The sequence below is a fragment of the Vibrio sp. 811 genome (genome assembly GCF_033339195.1).
This window is the reverse complement of sequence record NZ_JAWOUB010000060.1, coordinates 1-1808: the sequence shown is the minus strand read 5'-3', so window position 1 is coordinate 1808 and position 1808 is coordinate 1. Positions and strand designations below refer to the sequence as shown.

2 protein-coding genes are annotated in these 1808 nt (G+C 47.0%); one reads left to right on the top strand and one right to left on the bottom strand.

Annotated features, from left to right (window positions below; genetic code table 11):
• On the bottom strand, nucleotides 1–248 hold a 248-nt coding region (locus tag R7Q46_RS24745; protein WP_318077870.1), incomplete at its 3' end, for a ferredoxin family protein.
• A gap of 205 nt (nucleotides 249–453) precedes the next feature.
• On the opposite strand from R7Q46_RS24745, the gene R7Q46_RS24740 reads away from it, so the two are divergent.
• Nucleotides 454–1808 (top strand): NAD(P)/FAD-dependent oxidoreductase (locus R7Q46_RS24740; RefSeq protein WP_318077869.1); only part of this gene is annotated, 1355 nt, incomplete at its 3' end.

The following is a 1808-nucleotide window of genomic DNA, read 5'->3' as shown; positions in this document are numbered from 1 at the left end:
GTTTGTACCGGCCAGATTTCTGCGAGTTCGGCGTTGAGCTCTTTGTAGATGGTTTGATCTTCAGGCAGCTCGTCTTCTTGGAAGATTGCCGCTGCGGCACACTCGTCAACACACAAGCCACAGTCGATACATTCTATTGGGTTGATTACCATGAAGTTTGGACCTTCGTGGAAGGCGTCAGCCGGGCACACCGCGACACAGTCGGTGTATTTACATTGGATACAGTTATCGGTTACGACAAACGCCATGATAATCAGCTCTTAAGTTAGTCAAAATCAAAGAAGGGGGATAATACTCATCCCAAGGCAAAATTCAACATTCACCAAGTTAAATCCGTCGTCCAACCTTGATTTAGTATGACAGACAATTCAATTTCTCGTAAAATGCGCGCCATTGTGAGCTGGGGGCCGTTAGGTTTTTTGGCTAAGACACCTACTATAACGAGACATCGATATGATTCGTATTAATGAAATTAAGCTTCCTCTTGATCATGAGGAAGGCGCGCTATTAGACGCGATCACTAAAAAACTTGGCATTCCTGCTGAGAAAGTTATCTCTTTTAACGTCTTTAGACGCGGCTACGATGCTCGTAAGAAAACCAATATTCATCTTATTTACACGCTAGACATCATCGTTGAAGGCGATGAAACCGCGTTGCTAGCGAAGTTCGCAAACGATCCTCACGTTCGCCAAACGCCAGACATGGAATACAAGTTTGTTGCGAAAGCACCTGAGAACCTAACAGAGCGCCCAATCGTCATCGGTTTTGGTCCATGTGGTCTGTTTGCTGGTTTGGTGTTGGCTCAAATGGGTTTCAACCCAATCATTGTTGAACGTGGGAAAGAAGTTCGTGAACGTACTAAAGATACTTTCGGTTTCTGGCGTAAACGCACGCTAAACCCAGAATCAAACGTACAGTTTGGTGAGGGCGGTGCGGGTACGTTCTCTGACGGTAAGCTGTACAGCCAAGTGAAAGATCCAAACTTCTACGGTCGCAAAGTGATCACTGAATTTGTTGAGGCTGGCGCACCAGAAGAAATTCTATATGTAAGTAAACCGCACATCGGTACTTTTAAGCTGGTAACGATGATCGAGAAAATGCGTGCGACCATCATCGAATTAGGTGGTGAAATTCGCTTTAGTACTCGTGTTGATGATCTTCATATGGAAGATGGTCAAATCACAGGCGTGACATTGTCAAACGGTGAAGAGATCAAATCTCGTCACGTGGTATTGGCCGTTGGTCACAGTGCGCGTGATACATTTGAAATGTTGCACGAGCGTGGTGTGTACATGGAGGCGAAACCATTCTCGGTTGGCTTCCGTATCGAGCACAAGCAATCGATGATCGACGAAGCGCGTTTTGGTCCAAATGCGGGTCACCCAATTCTTGGTGCTGCGGATTATAAACTGGTTCACCATTGTAAAAATGGTCGTACCGTGTACAGCTTCTGTATGTGTCCAGGCGGCACTGTTGTTGCGGCGACATCTGAAGAAGGTCGCGTAGTGACGAACGGCATGAGCCAATACTCTCGTGCAGAGCGTAACGCAAACAGTGCGATTGTTGTGGGTATCTCTCCTGAGGTGGATTACCCGGGTGATCCTCTAGCGGGTATCCGTTTCCAACGTGAACTTGAATCTAACGCTTACAAACTAGGCGGCGAAAACTACGATGCGCCAGCACAGAAAATCGGTGACTTCCTGAAAGGCCGCGATCCAAGTCAGCTTGGTGATGTTGAGCCATCTTTCACGCCGGGCATTAAGCTCACAGTCTTATCGAAAGCGTTGCCTCTATTTGCGGTAGAAGC